18 protein-coding genes and 1 tRNA gene are annotated in these 16,877 nt (G+C 57.9%); 11 read left to right on the top strand and 8 right to left on the bottom strand.

The window, feature by feature from the left end; all coding sequences use genetic code 11:
* Positions 1 to 556 precede the first annotated feature (556 nt).
* Positions 557 to 632, bottom strand: a tRNA-Ala gene (locus tag ACR0AP_RS14175).
* 143 nt (positions 633 to 775) lie between these two features.
* Positions 776 to 1,102 carry a TIGR02300 family protein gene (locus ACR0AP_RS14180; RefSeq protein ID WP_267366159.1) on the bottom strand — a complete coding sequence of 109 codons (327 nt, stop codon included), beginning with the start codon at positions 1,100 to 1,102 and terminating at the stop codon, positions 776 to 778.
* Between the two features lie 100 nt (positions 1,103 to 1,202).
* On the opposite strand from ACR0AP_RS14180, the gene ACR0AP_RS14185 reads away from it, so the two are divergent.
* The 3 genes from ACR0AP_RS14185 (at position 1,203) to ACR0AP_RS14195 (ending at position 3,820) form a co-directional block, all read left to right on the top strand.
* Positions 1,203 to 1,898: a M48 family metallopeptidase gene (locus tag ACR0AP_RS14185; protein WP_245220556.1), complete on the top strand. Its 696-nt coding sequence runs from the start codon at positions 1,203 to 1,205 to the stop codon at positions 1,896 to 1,898.
* 30 nt (positions 1,899 to 1,928) lie between these two features.
* A complete protein-coding gene (locus tag ACR0AP_RS14190) occupies positions 1,929 to 2,576 on the top strand; it encodes a GntR family transcriptional regulator (RefSeq protein WP_480507280.1) in 648 nt (215 codons plus the stop codon).
* A 113-nt stretch (positions 2,577 to 2,689) separates the two neighbouring features.
* Entirely contained in the window at positions 2,690 to 3,820 is a 1,131-nt protein-coding gene (locus ACR0AP_RS14195) for a lytic murein transglycosylase (RefSeq protein WP_480507282.1), read from the top strand.
* Positions 3,821 to 3,823: 3 nt separating this feature from the next.
* Here ACR0AP_RS14195 and ACR0AP_RS14200 read toward each other — a convergent pair whose 3' ends face one another.
* Positions 3,824 to 4,786: an acetyl-CoA carboxylase carboxyltransferase subunit alpha gene (locus ACR0AP_RS14200; protein ID WP_480483817.1), complete on the bottom strand. Its 963-nt coding sequence runs from the start codon at positions 4,784 to 4,786 to the stop codon at positions 3,824 to 3,826.
* Between the two features lie 185 nt (positions 4,787 to 4,971).
* Positions 4,972 to 5,568, bottom strand: a complete 597-nt coding sequence (locus ACR0AP_RS14205) for a LysE family translocator (RefSeq protein WP_267366163.1) — start codon at positions 5,566 to 5,568, stop codon at positions 4,972 to 4,974.
* Between the two features lie 73 nt (positions 5,569 to 5,641).
* On the opposite strand from ACR0AP_RS14205, the gene ACR0AP_RS14210 reads away from it, so the two are divergent.
* Together ACR0AP_RS14210 and ACR0AP_RS14215 are read left to right on the top strand one after the other, a co-directional pair.
* A complete protein-coding gene (locus ACR0AP_RS14210) occupies positions 5,642 to 6,094 on the top strand; it encodes an Lrp/AsnC family transcriptional regulator (RefSeq protein ID WP_480507284.1) in 453 nt (150 codons plus the stop codon).
* A 119-nt stretch (positions 6,095 to 6,213) separates the two neighbouring features.
* Entirely contained in the window at positions 6,214 to 6,792 is a 579-nt protein-coding gene (locus ACR0AP_RS14215; protein ID WP_480507286.1) for a PA14 domain-containing protein, read from the top strand.
* 51 nt (positions 6,793 to 6,843) lie between these two features.
* Here the strand turns inward: ACR0AP_RS14215 and ACR0AP_RS14220 are convergent, their stop codons facing one another.
* Positions 6,844 to 7,806, bottom strand: coding sequence for an L-malyl-CoA/beta-methylmalyl-CoA lyase (locus ACR0AP_RS14220; RefSeq protein ID WP_480487228.1), 963 nt, complete (start codon positions 7,804 to 7,806; stop codon positions 6,844 to 6,846).
* A 295-nt stretch (positions 7,807 to 8,101) separates the two neighbouring features.
* On the opposite strand from ACR0AP_RS14220, the gene dgcN reads away from it, so the two are divergent.
* The 3 genes from dgcN (at position 8,102) to ACR0AP_RS14235 (ending at position 11,015) form a co-directional block, all read left to right on the top strand.
* Positions 8,102 to 9,103, top strand: a complete 1,002-nt coding sequence (gene dgcN / locus ACR0AP_RS14225) for an N-acetyltransferase DgcN (RefSeq protein WP_480507288.1) — start codon at positions 8,102 to 8,104, stop codon at positions 9,101 to 9,103.
* Between the two features lie 75 nt (positions 9,104 to 9,178).
* Positions 9,179 to 10,144, top strand: a complete 966-nt coding sequence (dgcA, locus tag ACR0AP_RS14230; RefSeq protein WP_480507290.1) for an N-acetyl-D-Glu racemase DgcA — start codon at positions 9,179 to 9,181, stop codon at positions 10,142 to 10,144.
* A gap of 10 nt (positions 10,145 to 10,154) precedes the next feature.
* Entirely contained in the window at positions 10,155 to 11,015 is an 861-nt protein-coding gene (locus ACR0AP_RS14235) for a D-amino-acid transaminase (protein WP_480507292.1), read from the top strand.
* A 40-nt stretch (positions 11,016 to 11,055) separates the two neighbouring features.
* On the opposite strand, the gene ACR0AP_RS14240 is transcribed toward ACR0AP_RS14235, so the two are convergent.
* Together ACR0AP_RS14240 and ACR0AP_RS14245 are read right to left on the bottom strand one after the other, a co-directional pair.
* The gene (locus tag ACR0AP_RS14240; protein ID WP_480507294.1) at positions 11,056 to 11,370 is read right to left on the bottom strand and encodes a DUF1244 domain-containing protein; all 315 of its coding nucleotides are present in this window, start codon (positions 11,368 to 11,370) and stop codon (positions 11,056 to 11,058) included.
* A gap of 406 nt (positions 11,371 to 11,776) precedes the next feature.
* Positions 11,777 to 12,514 carry an N-formylglutamate amidohydrolase gene (locus ACR0AP_RS14245; protein ID WP_480507296.1) on the bottom strand — a complete coding sequence of 246 codons (738 nt, stop codon included), beginning with the start codon at positions 12,512 to 12,514 and terminating at the stop codon, positions 11,777 to 11,779.
* A gap of 143 nt (positions 12,515 to 12,657) precedes the next feature.
* Here ACR0AP_RS14245 and pyk point away from each other — a divergent pair, with 143 nt between their 5' ends.
* Entirely contained in the window at positions 12,658 to 14,103 is a 1,446-nt protein-coding gene (gene pyk, locus ACR0AP_RS14250) for a pyruvate kinase (RefSeq protein ID WP_480507298.1), read from the top strand.
* 32 nt (positions 14,104 to 14,135) lie between these two features.
* Here pyk and ACR0AP_RS14255 read toward each other — a convergent pair whose 3' ends face one another.
* On the bottom strand, positions 14,136 to 14,630 hold the full coding sequence (locus tag ACR0AP_RS14255) for a winged helix-turn-helix transcriptional regulator (protein ID WP_480507434.1): 495 nt from the start codon (positions 14,628 to 14,630) through the stop codon (positions 14,136 to 14,138).
* A gap of 149 nt (positions 14,631 to 14,779) precedes the next feature.
* Between ACR0AP_RS14255 and ACR0AP_RS14260 the strand changes: the two genes are divergently transcribed.
* Both ACR0AP_RS14260 and ACR0AP_RS14265 read left to right on the top strand, forming a co-directional pair.
* Positions 14,780 to 15,217, top strand: a complete 438-nt coding sequence (locus ACR0AP_RS14260) for a universal stress protein (RefSeq protein ID WP_209506060.1) — start codon at positions 14,780 to 14,782, stop codon at positions 15,215 to 15,217.
* 14 nt (positions 15,218 to 15,231) lie between these two features.
* Positions 15,232 to 16,782, top strand: coding sequence for an alanine/glycine:cation symporter family protein (locus tag ACR0AP_RS14265; protein ID WP_480507300.1), 1,551 nt, complete (start codon positions 15,232 to 15,234; stop codon positions 16,780 to 16,782).
* Positions 16,783 to 16,877 lie beyond the last annotated feature (95 nt).

The following is a 16,877-nucleotide window of genomic DNA, read 5'->3' on the forward strand; positions in this document are numbered from 1 at the left end:
CCTTGATCATTCCAATAATCTGTTCGTCTGAAAATCTGCGTTTCATGGTCCATCCTTTTCTTGGACGGATTACTAACACCTCGATGGCCTGATTTCAGGGGGTTGGGTCACTATGGATGAGAGCCATAGCATAAATACATCCCGGATAGCGGTTACGCTTTTGGCCGTACTAGTAGCTATTGCCGGATGTACAGGCAGGCATCACCATGGTGACTGGCATGGCCACGTGGCAGAAGAGTGTTATGGACCACACAATGACGTCGTTCATGAGGCTCATTGTGGGACATCTGAGTAAGTTATTCTGCACGTAGGCACCCGCAGGCAACCGGTCTGACTAGATGATGTTCATTAGTCGCCAGGCCAATGCCGTCAGTCTGTCCTTTACCCGAAGGGTCCCGCGTTTGGTGTGGGACTTTGGGCTTGTGCCGGGCAGTGGCCAACGGAAGTAATAAACGCCATGTCGGGACAGAGAGAGATACGCATACAGCTTCATTTTGTGTCACACCTGTGTGTCACACCGCTCTAATGCTTGCTATCTAGTTGTATTGTTAGGTTTTGGTGGAGCCTAGGGGAGTCGAACCCCTGACCTCTTGCATGCCATGCAAGCGCTCTCCCAACTGAGCTAAGGCCCCATCATTGTACCATCGGTACGGTGGACGGACGTTTAGGAGACAGCGGCAGCGAGTGCAAGTCCAAAGTTTGAATCGGGCGCGAATTTTCACCCGAGCTGCCCCTCAGGTGAAAAAGGCGACCCTGGGGATCGCCTTTTACTTGGTCAGTTGTCGTCGTCTGATGACATGTCGGTGATGTCGTCCAGAGAAACATCATCATTGTCGTCATCATCATCGTCCAGCAGATCGTCATCCAAATCCACGTCGACGTTGTCATCATCGTCCAGAACCAGATCGTCATCCGCCGTGTTTTCACGTGCTTTGACCGAAGCTGCGTCTTCTGCATCCGCCGAGATCATACGGCTTTTGGATGTTTCAAGCTCCACGATCTCGCCAGTGTAGGGGCTGATGATCGGGTCCTTGTTCAGGTCGTAAAACCGCTTACCGGTTGTCGGGCAAACACGCTTTACGCCCCATTCTTCCTTGGGCATGTCAAATCCCCTTGATATCAGGTGAGTCGTCTAAATGATTCAGCTCACCTGCCACAGGCAGAGGGCACTGTCAAAGTCTTTGCGCAAGAGAGGTCACGATATGGGAGAGCACGCATTGCCAGGGACACCGCCAGTGCCGCTGAGATTGCGCAAATCGGCCCGGGCACGGCGCATCAGTCTACGAATCTCCCAGCTGGATGGGCGCGTCACGCTGACTTACCCGACCGGTGTGCCGGAATCCGAGGCATTGAGCTTCGCCCGGACCAAGGAAGGGTGGATCCGGCAGCATCTGCAGGGTCGGCCGGATATGGCCACCGTGCAGTTTGGGCAGGTGATCCCGATCGAGGGTAAAACGCGCCGAATCGTCCCTGCAACCGGGCGGCGGGTTTTGCTGGATGCAGATGAGGTTGCCGTGCCCAAAGGGGCCGAGGCCCGCAGGCTGGCCCGTTATCTCAAGGAATTGGCGCGGGACCGGTTGACCGGAGCCTGCGATGATTATGCAGCTATCTTAGGGCGTTCGTATACGACACTCAGCCTGCGTGACACGCGGTCGCGATGGGGATCATGCAGTTCGCATGGCGGTTTGATGTTTTCGTGGCGCCTTATTCTGGCGCCTCCTGACGTGTTGCACTATGTCGCTGCGCATGAGGTGGCACATCTTGCCGAGATGAACCACTCGCCCGCCTTCTGGGCGCAGGTTGAAAAGATCTTTGGCCCGTATCAGTCGCCCCGCCGCTGGTTGCGTGACAACGGGGCCGAGTTGCATCGCTACAGATTTGACACAGAGCCGAGTTGACGTGGCGTTTTTTTGTGATCACATGAGCAAATGTTGAACGCGCGCCCTTCCGAAACCCAGACCGCAACACATGACCGGGTGTACCGGGCGCTGCGATCCCGGATCATGCATGGTGAGATGGCACCGGGGCAGGCCCTGACCCTTCGGGGCATCGGCAAGGAATTCGGTGTTTCAATGACCCCGGCGAGAGAGGCGGTGCGCCGCCTGGCCGCAGAAGGGGCATTGTTCCTGTCTACATCGGGCCGGGTATCGACCCCGGAGCTGACGAATGACCGGATTGAGGAACTGGCTGCCTTGCGCGCCTTGCTTGAGGTCGAACTGGCAAGCCGGGCCTTGCCCAGGGCACACATGGCCCTGATCGATAGGTTGCAGAGCATCAACATGACAGTTGCCGAGATGGTGACCAAACGGGATGCGGTTGGCTATATCCGTTCGAACCTGGAATTTCACAGAACCCTGTATCTGCGCGCTCAGGCTCCTGCGATGCTGGCCATTGCCGAAACTGTCTGGCTGCAGCTTGGGCCGACGATGCGGGCTCTTTACGGACGCCTCAGACGCGCAGAGCCGCCACATTACCACAAGCTGATCATCGCCGCGCTTAAGGCCGGGGACGAGCCGGGATTGCGGCTGGCAGTGCGCTCGGATGTGACACAAGGGCTGCGTTTGCTGGTCAGCTGAGCGGCTTCCTGCCGACATCGTCAAAGCGCCCTTCCAAGGTGTCACTGTTCTGGCCTGTGCAACCCGGCTGGGTTACTCTTGCGGCAAATCACAAACAAGAGCAGACCCAAACCATGATCACTCGCCGGACCTTTTCCATTTGCCTCGGATCAACGCTTTTGGCCGCCTGCACGGGCGGTGCCGCTCCGTCCGGCACGCCTGCAACCCGGATGCGGGCTGTTCCCAATGCCGGGTGGGATGCCTGGGTTGCCGGTTTCAAGGGCAGGGCAGTGTCGCAGGGGATTTCCCGGACAACCGTTGACCGCGCCTTTCAGGGGGCCGGGTATTTGCCCGACGTAATCGAACGCGATCGAAATCAGGTCGAATTCAAGCGCAGCCTCGAAGATTACCTAGCCATCGCGGCGTCGGACGAGCGGATCAGCACCGGCCAGCAGATGCTGCGGCAACATAACGGCACTCTGTCGCGGATCGAGGCGCAATATGGCGTTGATAAGGAAATCGTCGTGGCCGTCTGGGGGCTGGAAAGCCGCTATGGCGCGCGCCGCGGTGATGTGCCCGTTGTATCGGCGCTGTCTACGCTGGCTTATGATGGCCGGCGCGGGCAGTTCTTTGAAAGCCAGCTGATCGCGGCGATGAAGATCCTCCAGAACGGCGATACCACGCCTGCCAACATGACCGGCAGTTGGGCCGGGGCGATGGGGCACACGCAGTTCATTCCGACCTCGTATCTTGCCTATGCCGTGGATTTCACCGGCGACGGGCGGCGCGACATCTGGTCAGACGACCCGACAGATTCGCTGGCTTCGACCGCTGCTTATCTTTCGCGTGCAGGTTGGGTGCGTGGTCAACCCTGGGGCGGAGAGGCCGGAACCGTTTCCGGTACTCCGGTGGCCGTATTGCAGCCGCAAAAACCTGGCCCCCGCATCGCCGTGTTCCGCAATTTCCAGGTGATCAAACGCTACAACAACTCGGACAGCTACGCGATTGGTGTCGGTCATCTGGCGGACAGGATCGCGGGCGGCGCGCCGTTTCAGGCCTCGTTCGGGCCGGATGCAAACGGGCTGACACTGGACGACCGCAAGGAATTGCAGCGCCGCCTGACATCTGTGGGGTATGACACGCAAGGTGCAGACGGCGTGATCGGAAACAACACCACCACAGCCATCAGCGCGTATCAAAGCGCCAATGGTCTGCCCGTGACAGGTGAGCCTTCGGTTGCGTTGTTGCGCAGGTTGGGTGGCTGACGGTTACGCCGCCAGCCCTTTAGATCCGATATCAAGGAATTTCTGACGGCGGTCCTTTATCAGGGCCGCCCCATCCTTGCCGTCCAGTTCAGTCAACATGGCGGTGATGGCCTTGCGCACCGCCTCAACCGTTGCCGGACGATCGCGATGTGCACCACCCTTGGGTTCCGGGATGATCCGATCACATACGCCCAGCTTGTGCAAATCCTGTGCCGTCAAACGCAGTGCCTCGGCCGCTTCACGCATTTTTTCGGCATCTTTCCACAGGATCGATGCGCAGCCTTCCGGCGAGATCACCGAATAGACCGAATGCTCCAGCATCGCCACGCGGTTGGCGGTCGCAAACGCCACAGCGCCGCCCGAGCCGCCTTCACCGATGATGACCGAAACCAGCGGCACGCCGATTTTTAGGCACATCTCAGTCGATCGGGCAATCGCCTCGGATTGTCCGCGTTCCTCGGCCCCTTTGCCGGGATAGGCGCCAGCGGTGTCGATCAGGGTAATGACAGGCAGTCCAAAACGCCCCGCCATCTCCATCAGACGCACGGCCTTGCGATAGCCCTCGGGGCGGGCCATCCCGAAATTGCGTTCGATCCGCGACTTGGTATCGCTGCCCTTTTCGTGGCCGATCACCATCACCGGCTGATCGTTAAAGCGCGCAAGACCACCGATAACGGCCAGATCGTCGGCAAAGTTCCGGTCACCAGCCAGCGGTGTGAACTCGGTGAACAATGCGTCCACGTAATCCTTGCAATGCGGGCGTTCCGGGTGACGCGCCACCTGGCACTTCCGCCAGGGTGTCAGGTCGCGATAGAGTTCATCCAGCAGCTTGGAGGCTTTGGCATCCAACGCGGCGGCTTCTTCGGCCACATCCATTTCTTCGTTGGCACGGGCCAGCGCGCGCAGCTCTTCAGCTTTGCCTTCGATCTCGGCCAGCGGTTTTTCGAAATCCAGATACTGGGTCATGACGCCTCATCTGCGTGAAATTTCCTAGCTATATGCCGCTGGCTGGCCTCAGATGCAACTAGATGACACGGAAGCGGCATCTTTCATGTCAAAAGCCGTTGATCAGATTAAGAGATTCGCTTGCTTGTCAGCACATTCCCGACATGCCCAGCAAAACAATCGCTGAAATCGACCTTTGAGGAAACTCACCCCGGCCAAAGCACGGGATAGAGCGAAACCACAAGCAGCACAGCCATTGTCCAGTTGAATACGACCAATCGGCGCGGGTTCGTCAGCATCCGGGCCATCTGCTGTCCCAGAACGGTCCATGTGCTGACGGACGGTAAGTTGACGGCTCCGAAGACAAACGCAACGATGGCAATCGCATACATCGTCCGATCTGGCGTATAGGCCGTGGTGGCGGTCAGGGCCATGGCCCAGGCTTTTGGGTTTACCCATTGAAACGCTGCGGCTTGCAGAAATGTCATGGGCACGCCGGTGGCTTCGGCGCTGTTTGCCGGCGCGGCATGCGCGATCTTCCAGGCCAGATAGAGCAGATAGATCACCGACAGGACTTTCAACACCGTATAGCTGACGGGATACCGGTCAAAGACCTGCACCAGACCGGCCCCGACAAGCAGCACCATGAAGGTAAAGCCAAGCCCAATGCCCAACATATGCGGGATCGAGCGTCGGAAGCCGAAATTCGCCCCCGAAGCCATCAGCATCAGGTTGTTCGGCCCCGGTGTGATCGAGGTTACGAAGGCAAAGGCGATCAGGGCCATCAGGATGTCATAAGTCATGGAGCGAAGTATTGTCCGCTCTGCGGCAAATGAAATTGCTTTTTTGTGCGTGTTTCCTGTAGCTGTGCAATCAATGATGAAAAATGACAGAATAAACCGCCATATATTGCAGGAACTGACCCGTGACGGACGGATCAGCAATCTCGACCTGGCCGAGCGTGTGGGCCTTTCCCCTTCGGCCTGCCTGCGCCGCGTGCAAGAACTTGAGCGGGCCGGGGTGATCACGGGGTATCGCGCGGTGCTGGACCCGGCGGCGATGGGTATCGGCTTTGTCGCCTACATCGGTGTAGGGCTGGGCGAGCATACGAAGGCCGCGCAGGAGGGGTTTGAACGCGCGCTCCAACAAGCGCCGGAAGTTGTTGAGTGCCACAACATCACGGGAACAATCGAATACTTGCTGCGGGTCGAATGTGCAGACCTGCCGTCTTACAAGACCTTCCATACCGAGGTGTTGGGAACGCTGCCGCATGTCACCTCGATCACATCCTATGTGGTTATGGGTTCGCCCAAGAATTTACGGGCGTGACGTCTTGAATTGTGAAGGCACACTCACTTGCAGGGCGAAAACTCACGGCCTAATGTCGTGGAAATGACGTTGCCAGGGGATATGCACAGCCATAACGGCACGCAAACAGGGAGATTACGATGAAACGCGTTCGAACAGTGGCGGCCGCAGTTGCCTTGTCAGTGGTTGCCGGGGCCGCCTTGTCTGCCCCGCTGAAACTGCAACCTGCCAACCCGCAGCCTTCTCCGAAGGCGGGGCTGAATGTGAAATATGTTGGTACAGGTAATCAACACAAGAAGATCCGCGATCTGAGTCAGGCAAAAAGCATGTTGTCCAAAGCACAGCCTGGGCAACCGCTGCGAGGTTTGGATTACAGGGACACCAGTCAGGGTGACGATGTTATGACATTCGACAGCGCTTATAATGTTGCTGCCGAAATTACGGGGTACATGCGGTTCGATTCGCCGGGGATTTACGAGTTGGAAACCTGGTCGAATGACGGGATAGAAGCATTCGTCGGAGGCCAGAATATCGGCTATGTCACGGGTATTCAGGGCTGCGAGGCCAACCAGCGGACCGAAGTCGAAGTGCCCAAGGCCGGGTGGTACCCGCTCAAGATTATCTATTTCCAGAAGCTTGGAACATCCTGCCTGATGATGAAGTCGGGAAAAAAGGGCGAAAGGTTCACCTGGACGCCGAATGCAGTCTTTGGGCGGTGACGCCAGAAAACACATGAAAAAGGCGCCGGGTCAGGCGCCTTTATTTGTTTCTCAGCCGTTGGCCGCGATCAGTTCGGCCTGTGCCACGATTACCTCGGCCTGCTTGATCGATGCGATGTCGACCAGACGTCCTTTGTAAACTGTCGCACCTTCGCCATTGGCTTTGGCCTGTTCCATCGCGGCGAGAATTTCTCGGGCCTCTGACACGGCTTCTTCTGATGGGGTGAACACCTGATTGGCCAGCGCGATCTGCTTGGGGTGGATCGCCCATTTACCGACCATGCCCAGCGTGGCCGAGCGTTTGGCCTGCGCAATGTACCCCCCGTCATCGCTGAAATCACCGAAGGGCCCGTCGACTGGCAGCACGCCATGGGTGCGGCACGCGGCAACGATGGCGGCCTGTGCCCAATGCCATGGATCGGACCAGTGTTTCGCACCCTCGTGCAGCATGTAATAATTTTCCTGCGTGCCACCGATGCCGGTTGTTTGCATCCCCATCGAGGCAGCAAAATCCGCAGCTCCCAGGCTCATAGCCTGCAAACGGGGCGAGGAGGCCGCGATTTCTTCGGCATGGGCGATGCCAGCTGCGGATTCGATGATAACCTCGAAGCTGATCGGTTTGGCACGACCTTTGGCGCGTTCAATGGCAGTGACCAGTGCGTCCACCGCATAGACATCCGCCGCGCAGCCGACTTTGGGGATCATGATCTGATCCAGACGGTCGCCCGCCTGTTCCAGTACATCGACAACGTCGCGATACCAGTACGGGGTGTCCAATCCGTTGATGCGAACGGACATGTATTTGTTGCCCCAATCCACGGTGTTCAGTGCTTCGATGACATTGGCGCGGGCCGCATCCTTGTCCGAAGGTGCAACCGAGTCTTCAAGATCGAGGTTGATCACATCTGCGGCGGATGCTGCCATCTTCGGGAACAGTTTGGTGTTCGATCCCGGGCCAAACAGCTGACAGCGATTGGGGCGCGCCGGTGCGGCAGGTTGGATGCGAAAGCTCATCTGGACCTCGTCTGAGTAATGAAATTACGATTTTTCTGCTCAATGAGGTATTAAATTGCGTGGTACGGCGCAAGAGCGATTGTGCATCTGCGGCAATGCGGTTGCAGAAAGCGGCTTCAAAACTGCCCGGCTGGGGCGATTAAAGTTTAATCATTTTGAAAACTTCGAAGATTTTTGCACACATTGCGAATATTGCACAAGAAACTCGCGCATAGGTCGTGGTTGACGGGCCAAAACGCGAAGCGCTCGTTTTGCCGCTTCTCTAGCCTGCCCCGGAATCAAAGGAGTGACCGCAATGATCGAGACACCGTACCTGCTGTTCCTGGGCGATGCGCCCGACCAATTGGCGGCCAAAGTGGCTGTTGGGATCAAGGACTGGCGTCCGGAAAACGCCGTGGGCCAGTATCGAATGGATGGCTGCAAGGCCGATCTGGGCCTGACTGACATGACCCTGACCGAAGCGAAAGAAGCCGGAGCCAAGACGCTGGTGATCGGCGTGGCAAACCGCGGCGGTGTGATCAGCCAGGACTGGAAAAAGGTTCTGGTTATGGCGCTTGAGGAAGGGTTCGACCTAGCCTCGGGGTTGCATAACCTGCTGCGGGATGAGCCCGACCTGGTAGCGGTTGCCGAAGCAACCGGGCGAAAACTGCATGATGTACGGGTGCCCGAGATCGATTATCCGATCGCAAACGGGATCAAGCGCAAGGGCAAGCGGTGTCTGGCCGTCGGAACAGACTGTTCGGTTGGCAAGATGTACACCGCGCTGGCGATGGACGCCGAGATGCGTGAGCGCGGGATGAAATCGACCTTCCGCGCGACCGGCCAGACCGGCATCCTGATCACCGGTGACGGTGTGCCGCTGGACGCAGTCATTGCCGATTTCATGGCTGGTTCGGTCGAATGGCTGACACCGGACAATGACGTGGATCACTGGGATCTGATCGAAGGGCAGGGATCATTGTTCCACGTATCCTATTCCGGCGTGACCATGGCACTGATCCATGGCGGCCAGCCGGACGCCCTGATCCTGAGCCATGAACCGACCCGTGCGCATATGCGCGGCTTGCCAACCTATCAACTGCCGACATTGGAGGCCCTGCGCGACACCGCGCTGGCACTGGCCAAAGTGGCAAACCCGGATTGTCAGGTTGTTGGCGTTTCGGTCAACACGCAGCACATGTCCGAGGCTGACGCGACCGCCTACCTGGCCAAGATCGAAGCGGATATGGGCCTGCCTGCGACCGACCCGTTCCGCTTTGGTTCGGGCAAGCTGGTGGACGCGCTGGCCGCAATGTGATCTGAACAATGCGCCGGAGGCGGGGCTGTTTCGCCTCCGGCGTGAGTATTTGGGAAAAGATGAAGGAACGGGTGCGTGCAGATTGAGGTTTCTCGCGATGTGTTCCGGCTGGCGCAGGTCTTCACCATCTCGCGCGGGTCGCGGACCGAAGCAAAGGTGCTGACGGTTCGGGTGTCGGACGGAACTCATCAGGGCTGGGGCGAATGCGTTCCTTATGCGCGTTATGACGAAACGCTGGAGTCCGTAGAGGCCGAGATTGCCGGTCTGCCCGCGGATGTCAACCGCCGGTCGCTGATGGGTCTGCTGCCAGCAGGTGCCGCGCGAAACGCCGTGGATTGCGCCTTGTGGGATCTGGAGTGCAAACGTGTTGGCAAGCGCGCCTGGGACCTGGCAGGTCTGCCCAAGCCCGGCCCCGAGATCACCGCCTATACATTGTCGCTGGACACACCCGAGGCAATGCAGGCGCAGGCGGCCGCGAACGCGCATCGCCCACTTCTGAAGATCAAACTGGGCACGCCCGATGACATGCCCCGGCTTGAAGCTGTGCGCGCCGGTGCTCCGGTCTCCAAGATCATTGTGGATGCGAACGAAGGCTGGTCGGCCGAGGTTTACGCCGACCTCGCCCCGCATCTGGTGCGGCTGGGCGTGGCGTTGGTGGAACAGCCCTTGCCCGCGGGAGATGACGACGCATTGATCGGAATGAAGCGCCCGGTGCCAGTCTGCGCTGACGAATCCTGCCATGACCGCGCCAGCCTGCCCAAACTGAGGGGTAAATATGATGTCATCAACATCAAGCTCGACAAGACCGGGGGCTTGACCGAGGCGCTGGAGTTGCGCACGGCGGCAGTTGCCGAAGGCTATGACATAATGGTGGGATGCATGGTTGGCAGCTCGCTTGCCATGGCGCCTGCGACATTGCTGGCACAGGGTGCGATGGTAACGGACCTTGACGGCCCGCTTCTATTGGCCGAAGACCGCGACACCCCGCTGAATTTTGACGACGCCGGAGTGCACCCGCCTGCGGCCGCACTTTGGGGCTGAGGAGACGAACATGACACGTACCGTTTACGTAAATGGCGAATACCTGCCCGAGACTGAGGCCAAGGTTTCCATTTTTGACCGTGGTTTCCTGTTTGCGGACGCGGTTTACGAAGTCACCAGTGTGCTGGACGGCAAGCTGATCGAATTCGAAGGTCACTCAGTCCGTCTGAAGCGTTCGCTGGACGAGCTTGAGATGGCCGAGCCCTGCACCAAGGATGAACTGCTGGAGATCCACCGCAAGCTGATCGAGCTGAACGGCATCGAGGAAGGTCTGGTCTATTTGCAGGTCTCGCGCGGCAGCGATGGCGACCGGGATTTCGTGTTTCCGCCGGCAGATACCAAGCCCAGCCTCGTTCTGTTCACGCAGAACAAGCCCGGGCTGGCTGACAGCCCGGCGGCAAGGAAAGGTGCCAAGATCATCTCGATCGAAGACATCCGCTGGGGCCGCCGCGACATCAAAACGGTGCAATTGCTCTACCCGTCTATGGGTAAGATGATGGCCAAGAAGGCAGGTTGCGACGACGCATGGCTGGTCGAGGATGGCTTTGTGACCGAGGGCACCAGTAACAACGCCTATTTCGTCAAGAACGGCAAGATTGTTACCCGCCCTCTGTCCAACGATATCCTGCACGGTATTACCCGAAAGGCCGTGCTGCGGATGGCGGCTGAGGCGCAGATGGTGGTGGAAGAGCGTCTGTTCACCATCGACGAGGCCAAAGAGGCGGACGAGGCATTCACAACTTCGGCCAGTGCTTTTGTGATGCCGGTGGTCGAGATCGACGGTGTGGCGCTGGGCGACGGAACACCGGGTCCGATTGCCAAGCGTTTGCGCGAGATTTATCTGGACGAAAGCCGCAAGGCGGCGATCTGAAGAAAAAGGCCCGCTGCAGCGGCGGGCCTTTTCTCAGGCGTCAGCCTTTTTTGGTGACATTTTCTTCGAAGGCAACCTTGAAGGCGGCTTGTTTCTCGGGGCTGGCTTCGGTCTGGTAGTTGGTCTTCCACTCATCCATGGTCATGCCGTAAAAAACTTCGCGGGCTTCTTCCTTGCCCATCTCGATGCCTTTTTCATTGGCCGCTTCCTGATACCAGCGCGACAGGCAGTTTCGGCAGAATCCAGCAAGGTGCATCATGTCGATATTCTGCACATCGGTACGGTCTTCCATCAGGTGCTTTTGCAGCCGGCGGAAGGCCGCAGCCTGAAGTTCGATTTCGGTTTGCTTGTCCATAGTGTGACTTCTCTCTTGTGAGTTATATGGAACATAAGACGCCACCATGACCTTGAAAAGTGTGATGAATCAAATGATGATCAGATACGCGATGGACCTTTTTTGAGAGCTACTGTGAAAGTCATTTCTGCGCCGAAATCTGGATTTGAAACACTGGATCTAGTTTTGGTCGCTGCGAGTGTTGTGGTTTTTCTAGTGATCGCCATTTTGATCTATCGTGCTATGCTGCACCGCAAATCAATAAATTGCAAATGGGCCAGAAGCCAATCTTGATCGCGGTCAGCTGCGTGCTTGGGAATGCCAAGCGTGCCATTCTATTGCTTTCTCAGGAACCAAAAAGAAACCCCAGAATTGCAAAGCGGCCTTGCGGCCCAGACCTCTCTGAGATCTCGACCGTTCATCAAAGTCAAAGGTCGCTAGTGTCCAACGCTTCTTGCAGGATTATCGCCAGCCGCTCGGCCCAATGACGTTGCCCGGCATGGTCGGCGATCAGGTCGTTGCGCAGCTCGATCAATGCATTGGGACGGCCAAAAGCGGTGCAGTGCTTGTCAATCGCATCACCAGGCAAAACACCGGTATAGGGTTCATTGACACCAACGCACAGGTCATCTTCCTGTTGCAGCCGGTCGATCAAAGGGCGCGAAAACCGCTCGTCCGGTGTGTGCAGTACACCAATGTGCCATGGTCGGGGGTCACGTCCACGCAACTGGCGCGTGAAGGAATGCATCGACACAATTACCGCATGTGGCAGTGCCGCCAACTCGGCCAACGCTGTGTGGTAGGGGCGATAGCACATGTTCAGGCGGCGTTCGCGTTCGGCGGCATCGGCATTGCGGTTGCCGGGAATGATCGACCCGTCATACAGTTTCATCAACAGCGTGGGGTCATCTTCCCCTCGGTTCGGGTCGATTACGAGGCGCGAGAAATTGGCGGCAATCACCGGCGCGTTCAGAATCTCGCCCAGATGTTTTGATACCTCATACGCGCCGACATCATAGGCGATATGGCGCTCCATGTCCTCGCGCGGCAGGCCAAGGTCGCCGTCATTGACCTCGGGGGGGACAGTGTTGGTTGCGTGGTCGCATGTGATCAGCCATCGGGACGGGCGATCCGCGCCGTGAACGAAAAACGGGGTGTAAGTCATAAGCCTGTCATCTAGTTTGTCGCAGGTGTAGGGCAGTTGCTTTAAAAAGGGAATTGCGCAATAAGCGCCATAGCAGTGTTTGCGGTAACATTTTGCAAAAGCTGATCTGTGCAATCTGAGCCGGCATGAGGAGGTCAAGACCAATGCGACGCCTGAGAAATGTAAAAATCGTGGCGACGCTGGGACCGGCGTCCAGTGACTATGACACCATTCGCGCCCTGCACGAAGCCGGGGCGGATGTGTTCCGTCTGAACATGAGCCACGGCAGCCATGATGAGATTCGCGAACGCCACAGGATCATTCGGCAGGTTGAAAAGGATCTGGACAGCCCGATTGCCATTCTGGCTGATCTTCAGGGCCCCAAGCTGCGGGTTGGTGTTTTTGCAAATGATGCTGAGGAACTGGAAGAGGGCGCGGCGTTCCGTCTGGACCTTGATCCAACCCCAGGCGACACCACCCGCGTGTGCCTGCCGCACCCCGAGATTTTCGCGGCCCTTGAACCGGGCGCGCGCCTTCTGGTCAATGACGGCAAGATCCGTCTGATCGTTGAGGATTGTGGTCAGGACTTTGCCAATTGCTCAGTTGAGGTCGGCGGTACGATCTCGAACCGCAAGGGTGTGAACGTCCCGGATGTGGTGCTGCCGCTGGCGGCCTTGTCGGAAAAGGACCGTGGTGATCTGGAGTTTGTCTGCCAGTTGGGCGTTGACTGGCTGGCGCTGAGTTTCGTGCAACGCGCCAAGGATGTGTTCGAGGCCCGCGCGCTGGCTGATGGACGCGCCGCGATTCTGTCGAAGATCGAAAAGCCGGCGGCGGTCGAGGCGTTCGACGACATCCTCGATGCCTCGGACGGTATCATGGTGGCGCGGGGCGATCTGGGAGTGGAGCTGCCGGTATCAGCGGTGCCGCCCATTCAGAAGAGGCTGGTCCGCAAGTGCCGTAGTGCCGCCAAGCCGGTCATTGTCGCCACCCAGATGCTGGAAAGCATGATCGAAAGCCCGATGCCCACCCGCGCCGAGGTGTCGGATGTGGCCACCGCGATCTATGAGGGCACTGACGCCATTATGCTCAGCGCGGAATCGGCGGCAGGTGCTTATCCGGTTGAGGCCGTGCAGACCATGAATAAGGTAGCCATCGAGGTCGAGGCCGACCCGACCTATTCCCAGATCATCGCCGCGTCCCGGACGGCAAAAGGAAGCACTGTGGCCGATGCCATCGTCGCGGCCGCCCGAGAGATTGCGGAAAAGACCGATATCAAAGCCATCTGTTGCTTTACGCAAAGCGGAACGACCGCGTCATTGACGGCCCGCGAACGTCCCGGTGTTCCGATCATCGCGATGACATCGTTGATGGGGACCGCGCGCAGGCTTTGCCTGAGCTGGGGATGCAATTGCGTCATGACGCCCGAACTTCAGCGGTTCAAAAGCGCCGTTGTCAACGCGGCCCGCGCGGCGCGGGCAGGGGGGTTCGCAACCGAAACCGATCAGATCGTGGTTACGGCCGGTGTCCCTTTCAACGTTCCCGGCACCACCAACATTCTGCGGGTGGCCCCTTGTGATGAACGGCTGATCTACAGCACGGATCCGGAATAACCGCACCCTGACACTCGGGCCCGAGTGTCATGTCAGCCAACCGGCTCTTTTACAATTTCCATAACTGTAAAAGAGCTGGTCTGGTGTATTCCCGGCAGCTTGTTGATCTTCTCGCCCAGTACCAGACGGAAATGCGCAATATCGCGCGTTCGAACAGTCAAAAGATAATCAAACGAGCCCGCCACCATCAGGCAGCTTTCGATTTCCGACACATTCCGAACAGCGTCGTTGAACCTCACCAGGGATTGTTCCGCCGTCGCGACCAGGGATACCTGCACCACGGTCAACAGCGCCAGTCCCATCCTTTCCTTGTCGACGACGGCTCTGTACCCTTTGATATAGCCATTCTTCTCAAGTCGTTTTACACGCTCGGAACAGGGCGTATTGGTCAGGTTCACGCGCGCCGCCAACTCAACTATCGAGAGCCGTCCATTGGCCTCCAGCTCGTGCAGGATGCGTTGATCGATATTGTCTAAATCTCTGCTAATCAGTAAAATTCCCTGTATTTTTGGCGTAATACGACAAATTACACTGAAATTGGCCCAAAAAAATCTCCAATTCCTAGTGAAATTTCCTAATACTTATCAAAGGGCGGTCTTGTTGAAAAGTTCCAAGTTCCGGCCGCCCTGCCGGGGGCGTGGGCCCCGGCTTTAACAACAAAAAACGGAGGAACGAAATGACAACAAAGATTGTCATAGGACTCGACGGGACTGAGACCGGCGAGCGTGCGATTGCCTTTGCCAAGGATTTGGCAAAGCTGATCGGAACGTGCGATTTGCTGGTCGCTTATGTGATCGAATGGTCACCTTACACATTCCAGACACCTGAAGAAAACGCCCAGCGCCACAAGCGCCGCGAAGAAGAGGTTGATCTGGCGATGTCGCGTGTCGTGACACCTGCTGTAGAGGCCCTCAGGGCTGCGGGTTTCGAGGCGCAGGGCATTGTGCGCCATGGCGATGTAGCGGAAACGCTGAACGCCATCACGGTCGAAAACGGAGGTTCGCAAATCGTCGTGGGCCGGGCGTCCGCGGACGGGATCAAGAAACGTCTGTTCGGAAGTTCGACGCAATACCTGGTAATGCATGCCGACGTTCCGGTTACGGTCGTGAACTGAAGGGAGGGCCAAAAATGAGAACGCTAAAAACACTTGGCGCCGTAACGGCCGCCACCATTGCCGCCAGCCCTGCCCTTGCACAAGAGGCGCCGGGACTGGATGAAAAAATCAACCAAGCCTTTGCGAACCTGACCGGACCGTTTGTCAGCTTCATCTTTGCGCCGCTGCCCGGAACCAGCTTTCCGTGGATCGTTATGTGGCTGGTGATCGCGGCAACGGTTTTCACGCTGTATTTTGCCTTTGTGCAGATGCGGTTCTTCAGCCACGCGATCAGCCTTGTCAAAGGTGATTACTCCGATCCCAACGATGCGGGCGAGGTCAGCCACTTTCAGGCTCTGGCCACGGCGCTGTCCGGAACTGTCGGTCTGGGGAATATCGCGGGCGTGGCCGTTGCCGTTGGCATCGGCGGCCCGGGCGCAACCTTCTGGATGATCCTTGCGGGTCTTCTGGGCATGGCATCAAAGTTCACCGAATGTACGCTGGGCGTGAAGTACCGCAATGAATACGAAGACGGTACAGTATCCGGCGGCCCGATGTATTACATGTCCAAGGGCTTTGACGAGCTGGGCCTGCCGGGCGGCAAGATCCTGGCGGTACTGTTCTCGATCTTCTGTATTCTGGGCGCATTGGGCGGCGGGAACATGTTCCAGGCCAACCAGGCACATCAACAGATCGCGGGTATCGTTGGCGACTATCCGGGCTGGATTACCGGCATTGTTTTTGCTGGTGTGGTGTTCATGGTCATTGTTGGCGGCCTGAAATCCATTGCACGGGTGACCGAAAAGGTCGTGCCGTTCATGGGGGTGCTGTATGTGGCCACCGCACTGGTCATCATCGCGATGAATGCGGACATGATCGGCTGGGCCTTTGGTCAGATCTTTGCCGGTGCCTTCACGGGGCTGGGTGTTGCAGGGGGCATGGTCGGCGCGCTGATCCAGGGCTTCAAGCGCGCGGCATTCTCGAACGAGGCGGGCGTGGGCTCTGCAGCTATCGCGCACTCGGCGGTTCGGACCAAGGAGCCGATCACCGAGGGTTTTGTATCGCTGCTTGAACCCTTCATCGATACCGTCGTGATCTGTACCATGACGGCGCTGGTGATCATCATCACGCAACAGCTGATCATCGATCCCGAAACCGGCAACTACATGCTGAACGAAGCGGGTTCCGCCATCGCAACAGTGGATGGAAATTCCGGTGTCAGCCTGACTTCTGCCGCGTTTGGCAGCGCGTTCAGCTGGTTCCCGTACATCCTTGCGATTGCGGTGATCCTGTTTGCCTTCTCGACCATGATCAGCTGGTCCTACTATGGCCTCAAGGCCTGGACCTACCTGTTCGGAGAAGGACACACAAAAGAGCTGATCTTCAAGGTCATCTTCTGTGTCTTCGTGGTGATCGGCGCTGCGGCCAACCTCGGCCCCGTTATCGACTTCTCGGATGCGGCGATCTTTGCGATGGCGGTTGTGAACGTCTTTGCCCTCTACTTCCTGATGAAAGTGGTGCGGCAGGAACTGGCGTCCTACTCCGCAAGGCTGAAGAGCGGTGAAATCCGTAAATTCGAACACTAAATCCAATCACCGGGGCGGCTTGTGTCGCCCCGGTGCCTGACCAGGCTGCAAAAAGCACAGATTCTGGTCCAAACCCCCTTGCCAGTATGACCGAA

The sequence above is a fragment of the Ruegeria sp. AF7 genome, from assembly GCF_056541885.1.